Source organism: Serratia sp. 506_PEND, assembly GCF_001076875.1.
Classification (GTDB): Bacteria; Pseudomonadota; Gammaproteobacteria; order Enterobacterales; family Enterobacteriaceae; genus Serratia; species Serratia marcescens.
Window position 1 is genome coordinate 1 of the sequence record NZ_JVEL01000003.1, and the last position, 6,687, is coordinate 6,687.

Genomic DNA, 6,687 nt, shown 5'->3' on the forward strand with positions numbered 1-6,687 from the left:
CTTCACCGGGCGCTCGGTCAGCAGGATCAGGCCGGAAATAAAGTTCTTCACGATCTCCTGTAAACCGAAACCGATGCCGACCGACAGAGCGCTGACGATCCACGCCAGGTTGCTCCACTGGATGCCCAGCGCCGCCAGGGTGATCAGAATCACCAGCACATAGCCGATATTGCTGAACAGCGTCACCAGCGAGGCGCGGATGCCGACGTCCGAAATGGTTTTCGGCAACAGCTCAGAGCCCAGCCAGCGCCGCACCGCGCGCAGAATGTAGATGCCGATCGCCAGGCAGATCACGGCGTTGAGCAGGTTGCCGGGCACGATGTTGAAACGCTGCAACCCTTCGCCGGTCAGGATGGAGACGATTTTCTCCATCAGCGAGCCCGGCGTGGTGCTGCCGAACGAACCGTTGAACAACGCGACAATCATCAACAGCAACAGCGAACATTTGGCCAGCGCGGTGGTGATGATCGACATCTGTTCCAGGTGGCGGTCCTTGAAGCTGAGCGTTTTCTTCAGCATCTTGCCGCTGACGGTCTGCGGCGAAAACAGCGCGGCGCACAGGTCAGTGGCGAACAGCACCATGAAGTAGAACGCCATCAGCACCAGCACCACCCAGATCAGCTGGTAGGTCAGGAAACGGGCGAAGGCGATGTAGCCGATGAGCAGGGAAAGCAGGATCACCACCGAACAGACCAGGGTGACGATGTGCACCAGCCCGCCGACCAGCGTGCGTTTTTCCAGGTGCGCGCCCTGCTGCTCCAGACGGCGACGAATGCGCTGACCGCGCAGCGGCGCCGCCAGCAGCACCATGCCGATCAGCCCCGCCACCAGGCCGTTGCCGAAGATGGTGGTGGCCAATGAGGCGCTAACGACGTTGTTGATCAGCTCAACGGTGCCGAACGCCAGCGCCAAACCGGCCAGCAGCGGCGAGAAGTAACGCAGCCCGGCGGCCACTTCATTGTCCAGCGAAGCCAGACGCCACGACGGACGATTCAGCGACAGCGCCGCACGCCCCAACCCGGCGATCAGCGCGCAGAAAATCCCCAGACGGTTAAAGCCTTCGGCGAAGTCTTCCAGCATCACCGGCAGCGGCTGCACGCGGATAAAGACGTAATACAGCAGGTTCAGCGCGATCGAGGTAGTGAATACCGTCACCGCCACGGTGGTGATCGCCATAAAGCTGCGGCGCAGGCGCCCGTCCGGCAGGAAGCGAATGCTGACCCAGGCAAGGAAACGCTCGGACAAATAGCGCCCCCAGGACCAGACGATCACCGCCAGCGCCAGCAGCGCCAGCGTGCCGTAACGCCATTCATCCTGCCAACTGGCGTCCCAGGCCGCTTTCATCTCGGCATTGAACTGGTCCAGCCGCTGCACATCATCCGCTGACGGCTGCACCACCGGCGTCCAGAATTTGACGCCCAAAATGCTGCCGGTGTTCAGCGCCAGCTGGGTTTTGAACGCCACCCGGCGCAGATCGCTGATCTGCTGGCCCAGGTCGAAGGCGCTGGTCTTGATGGCCTGCGCGCGTTTTACCGCATCGTCCAACTGCTTCTTGCTGTTGTTCAGCGCATTGCGCTGCTGGGCGACGGCCGGGGTTTCCGGCAGCGCGCCCGCCGCCGGGGCCGGCCCCAACACGTCCAGCTGCGCCTGCAGTTTTTCCTGCAGCGGCTGCAGATCGGTAGCGAGTTTGTCCATGCTGGCGACCAGATCGTCCGTCGCCAACCGCAGCTTGCTGAGCTGGGTGTCGGTCGTCGCTTTGGAAACCAGCTGCTTCATGCTGTCCAACTGCTTTTGCGCGGTTTTCAGCTGCGTAGCGGGATCGGGCGCGCTTTCAGCGGCGGGATCATCCTGAGTGGCGGCGACGGCGCCGAACGGCGTCAGCTGCAAACCCAACAGCAATAATAACAACAGGAGGAACGGGCGAGGCTTTAACATAAATTCAGTGCTCAGCATCATTATCTGATAGACAGACGAACAGGCGGCGGATGAACCGTCGCTTAACCATAAACGCTAATTATAATAGCTGCTTAATGTCGGCCGAAATACCGTAATTATTCCCATTGTGTGCCACGCGCCCGCGCTCGCCTTAGCTTGCTGATTATTCAGGCGCTTTTACTGGCGGCGCGGCGTAAAGCGCTCTATACTCCTGCCACCGATTAACCTGCAACCAATAAAAGGAGACTTACTATGCTGACGTGTGAATTGGTTTTTCACTCACACTTCTTTGGTAATCGTCGCCGCTCAAGCATTACCGGTATCGTGCTGCGATAACCCAGCTTGAGCGAAGCTTACTAAAATCCAGGATCTTCCCTCCGGCTTACCGGGTTGTCGTCAGCGATGTTTGACGATAGGCATTGCCATGCCTGTAACTCTTGAGTAAGCAATGAGCACATTACTGTCTGCACAATCTGTCGGTTACGACAACGCGTTCGGCGTCCTGCTGAGCGAGATATCCTTCAGCCTGAAAAAAGGCGACCGCATCGGTTTGATCGGCGATAACGGCTGCGGCAAAAGCACCCTGCTGCAAATCCTCAGCGGCGCCCTGCCTGCGCACACCGGAACAGTGACATTGTCACATCAATGTCTGATGGCGCGCATCGAACAGCACCTGCCGCCTGAACTGCACGCCTGCTCCCTGCTGGATGCCGTGCTGGCGCAGTTGCCTGCGGGCCAACACCTCAGCGAGCGCTGGCGCTGCGAAGCCTTACTGGCGGAGCTGGGATTTGAATCAGAGAGCTGGACATTGACCGCCGGCACCCTCAGCGGCGGCCAGCATACGCGGCTGTTGTTGGCGCGTGCGCTGATCCGCCAGCCCGACCTGCTGCTGCTCGACGAACCCAGCAACCACCTGGACCTGCCCACACTGCTGTGGCTGGAACAGTTCTTGCGAAGCTGGAACGGCAGTTTCGTGTTGGTGTCACACGACCGCTATCTGCTCGATCAGGTGACCAACTGCACCTGGATCCTGCGCGACAAAACGCTGCAGTTCTTCCGTTTGCCCTGCTCTGCGGCGCGCACCGCGCTGGCGGAACAGGACGCCGCGGACGAACAGCGGCGCCACGCCGAGCAAAAAGAGATCGACCGGGTGGAAAAAAGCGCTAAACGGCTGGCGGTCTGGGGCAAGGTCTACGACAACGAAGATCTGGCGCGCAAGGCCAAGCAAATGGAAAAGCGCGTCGATCGGTTGAAGGAAGAACAGACCACCCTGACCGCCGGCAGCCCGTGGCGGCTGCGGCTGCAGGGAGAAGCGCTGGACGCCGATCGCCTGCTGGCGCTGCCGCACTGGGCGGTGCGCCCGGCGCCGGATGCGCCGGTGCTGTTCAACCTCGAACATCTGCGCGTGAAAAGCGGCGATCGCATCGCCATCGTTGGGCGCAACGGCTGCGGCAAATCGTCGCTGCTGCGTCTGCTGTGGCGCGAGTATCAGCAACAAACGCAGCGCCCGGCGCTGTTCCATCCGCGGGTGCGCATCGGCTATTACGATCAGAGCCTGCAGCAGCTGCGCGATGAAGACACGTTGAGCGAAGCGCTGGCGCAGTTCGCGCCGCTGACCGAGGAACAGCGGAAAATGGCGCTGATCGGCGCCGGGTTCCCTTACCTGCGCCACCATCAGCAGATCCGTTCGCTGAGCGGCGGCGAGCGTTCGCGGCTGCTGTTTGTCGGCCTGACGCTGGCCAACCATTCGTTGCTGCTGCTGGACGAGCCCACCAACCACCTGGATATGGCCGGCAAAGAGGAGCTGGCGGAAACGTTGCGTCAGTTCCCCGGCGCCGTCATGCTGGTCACCCACGATCGGATGCTGATCGAACAGAGCTGCAACCGCTTTTGGCTGATCGACCAGCAAAAATTGGAGGAGTGGCACGATCTGGCGCCGGTGTATCAGCGCCTGGCGGGCGAAACGCCGGCTCTGCCGACGGCGGGCAAGGCCGATGCAGATACTCCGACGCCGGACGAGCGATTGGAAGGCGAAGAAGCGCTGTTGACCGCCCTGTTTGCCCTCGAAAGCAAACTGGAGGCCGATCTGGCGCGCAAGCCGAAGCACCAGAAACCGGAGCTTCAGGCGCGCTGGCGCCGCGAGATTGCCGACATCACCGCCCGGTTGAATCTGGGCTAACCTTGACAGGCCGCCATCCGGCGGCCTGTTTTTTGACGGAGTGCGACATGGCATTTTCCCTTGAGCAAGCCTCGCTCGCGCAGCGGCCGCTGCTGGCGGCCATGCTGTCCGATTGCCTTCACGAGCTGGGCGTCGATGGGGATTACCCCTATTTGCCGCTCTACTGGCGCGAGGCCGGCCGCTACCCCTATTTGATGTTGAGCGATCGGCAAACGGCCGGGTTCGCGTTGGTCAGGCGTCTCGATAGCGCCACCGTCGAAATGGCGGAGTTCTACATCAAGCCCGAATGGCGACGCAACGGGATGGGGCAACGGGCTGCCCGCGCCTTGTTCGCGCGGCATCCCGGCGGTTGGTCGCTGTCAGTCAGCCAGGATAATCCGCGCGGGCTGGCGTTTTGGCGCTCGGTAATACCGGCCGGGGCCAAGACCGAACCGCTTTCAGCCCACGACGCCCTGATACTGCTACGTTTTTATTATCCGCCGCGCTGAACGACACATTACGTTCATTCTTTTATGGCAGAGTAAATCGATTCGTTCTTTGTTATCGAGCCTGCCATGACGTTACTTTCCCCACGGGACATCGAGGCGCGCTACCGCTTCGCGCGTGAGATCGCCCGCGCCGCCGCCGATCTCGCTTTCAGCTTTTATCAACGGCGGCAAAGCCTGGCGGTTGAGTTTAAACAGGGGCTGCAGGATGTGGTCAGCGAAGCCGACCGCCGCGTCGAGGCGCTGATCCGCCGCATGATCAACCGCCGGTTTCCCCTGGACGGATTTCTCGGCGAAGAAAGCGGCGGCAGCGGCGAAAACGCCGCCTGCATTTGGGTCGTCGATCCGATTGACGGCACCGCCTGCTTCCTGAACGGGTTGAATACCTGGTGCATCGCGATAGGCGTGGTGATCGACGGCGAGCCGACGATCGGCGTGGTCTACGATCCCAACCACCGCGAGATGTTCTGCGCCTGTCGCGGCAAAGGCGCTTTCCTGAACGGGGAACCGATCGGCGTGCATGCCGGGCGCAGCGTCGCGGATGGCGTGATGGGCGTCGGGATTTCACCGCGCGCTTCGGCGGAGGAATTCAGCGGCTTTCTCTGTCGCCTGCTGCAGGCGGGAGGAATGTTTGTGCGCAGCGGCTCCGGCGCGCTGATGACCGCCCAGGTGGCCGCCGGTCGGCTGCTGGGCTATTACGAACCGCACATGAACGCCTGGGACAGCCTGCCAGGACTGGTGCTGACGCGCGAAGCCGGCGGCATGGCGAATGACTTTATGCACAATGACGGGCTGCGGCGCGGCAACCCGCTGCTGCTGGCCAACGCGGCGCTCTATCCGCAGTTGGCCGAGCTGATTCAGACGCCGGGCTTGATCGGCTCGACGTGCCCTATCGCGCGCGTAATGGCCGGATAAAGCGCGCGCAGCCGCCGTTCAATCAGATCGACCGCATCGTGCGCGGCGGCGATGGTCACCGCCGGCGAGACCCGGCAGTGGAAGTTAACGATGATGCCGCCGTCGGTCTTGCGCGCGCGGATGTTATGGACGTCTTGCACCATCTCCCCCTGCTCCAGCGCCGACTGCAGTATCCGCCGAATATCGGCCAGCTCCGCCGCATCGACATCCTCGCTGGCCAGCCAATGCGGCGTCTGCGGCTCCAGATGCGTCTCTATTTCAGTGTTTTCGCCGATCGCCTGGCGCAGGATCCCTTCTATTTCCGTGGCGATGTCATGCGCCTGCGCCACGCTGGCGTGGGCCGGCACCGCCAAATCCATGCCGATCGCCATACGCGTCGGCAACTGCTGCAGGGTCACATTCTGCACCTGCGCGCCGTGGTTGGCGGCGATCGCCCGAATGCGCGTCGCCATGTCTTCGTCGCTGCGGGTCTGCGGCACCGCGATGACGGTGAATTCCGCCCTGGCGTACTGCTCCCGCAGCCGTTCGACGATCTCTCGCTTCAGCGCATCGATGCGCTCCAGCGGCAAGGTGCGGCACACCGCCACCGTGATCTCGACAAACAGCACCGCGCCGGCGTTGCGAATGCGCACGCTGTCGCAAGCCAGCACCGCCGGGAAGCTGTCCAGCGTGGCGCGAATGTCTTCGGTCGTTCCGGCCGGCGCAGCGTCCATCAGCGAGTCGAAAGAGCGCTTACCCAATTTAATCGCCGCGATGAAGATAAAACCGGCGACGATCAGCGCCGCGATGGCGTCCGCACGGCCAAAACCCAGCAGCACAAACACCATGCCCAGTAGCACCACGCCGGACGAAAGCATGTCGGAGAAGAAATGCAGCGCATCCGCTTCCAGCGCCGCGCTGTCGGTCGCTTTAGCGACGCGGTTGAGCGCCCGCACGCGGAAGAAATCGACGCAGATGGAGATCAGCAGCACCGCGATCACCACCGGCGCCGCGACGATCTCATGCGGTTGCCCGAGCAGGCTGCCGCCCGCCTCATAGACAATCCAACCGGCGGCAGCCAACAACAGCAGCACCTCGAACAACGCCGCCAGGTTTTCCACCTTGCCGTGGCCGAAGTGGTGATCGTCATCGGCGGGCTTATCGCTGATGCGCACCGCCAGCCAGGTACCAGGT

Annotated in this window: 5 protein-coding genes; 3 read left to right on the forward strand and 2 right to left on the reverse strand. The window is 62.3% G+C overall.

Going from position 1 to position 6,687, the window contains the following annotated elements:
* Nucleotides 1–1,935, reverse strand: a 1,935-nt coding sequence (locus ADK28_RS00035) for a DUF3772 domain-containing protein (RefSeq protein WP_193392107.1), incomplete at its 3' end; no start/stop codon positions are given.
* 448 nt (nucleotides 1,936–2,383) lie between these two features.
* Between ADK28_RS00035 and ADK28_RS00040 the strand changes: the two genes are divergently transcribed.
* The 3 genes from ADK28_RS00040 (at nucleotide 2,384) to ADK28_RS00050 (ending at nucleotide 5,514) form a co-directional block, all read left to right on the forward strand.
* Nucleotides 2,384–4,114 carry an ABC-F family ATP-binding cassette domain-containing protein gene (locus ADK28_RS00040; protein WP_048794566.1) on the forward strand — a complete coding sequence of 577 codons (1,731 nt, stop codon included), beginning with the start codon at nucleotides 2,384–2,386 and terminating at the stop codon, nucleotides 4,112–4,114.
* Nucleotides 4,115–4,161: 47 nt separating this feature from the next.
* On the forward strand, nucleotides 4,162–4,602 hold the full coding sequence (locus ADK28_RS00045; RefSeq protein ID WP_033640221.1) for a GNAT family N-acetyltransferase: 441 nt from the start codon (nucleotides 4,162–4,164) through the stop codon (nucleotides 4,600–4,602).
* Between the two features lie 66 nt (nucleotides 4,603–4,668).
* Entirely contained in the window at nucleotides 4,669–5,514 is an 846-nt protein-coding gene (locus ADK28_RS00050) for an inositol monophosphatase family protein (RefSeq protein ID WP_048794567.1), read from the forward strand.
* Here ADK28_RS00050 and ADK28_RS00055 read toward each other — a convergent pair.
* Nucleotides 5,457–6,687: cation diffusion facilitator family transporter (locus tag ADK28_RS00055; protein ID WP_048794568.1), on the reverse strand; the 1,231-nt coding region annotated here is incomplete at its 5' end. The two genes, ADK28_RS00050 and ADK28_RS00055, sit on opposite strands and share 58 nt — an antisense overlap.

Excerpts from the sequence above, each read along its gene's own strand:
- ADK28_RS00040 (WP_048794566.1), top strand. The coding sequence starts at position 2,384 with ATGAGCACATTACTGTCTGCACAATCTGTCGGTTACGACAACGCGTTC.
- ADK28_RS00045 (WP_033640221.1), top strand. The coding sequence starts at position 4,162 with ATGGCATTTTCCCTTGAGCAAGCCTCGCTCGCGCAGCGGCCGCTGCTG.
- ADK28_RS00050 (WP_048794567.1), top strand. The coding sequence starts at position 4,669 with ATGACGTTACTTTCCCCACGGGACATCGAGGCGCGCTACCGCTTCGCG.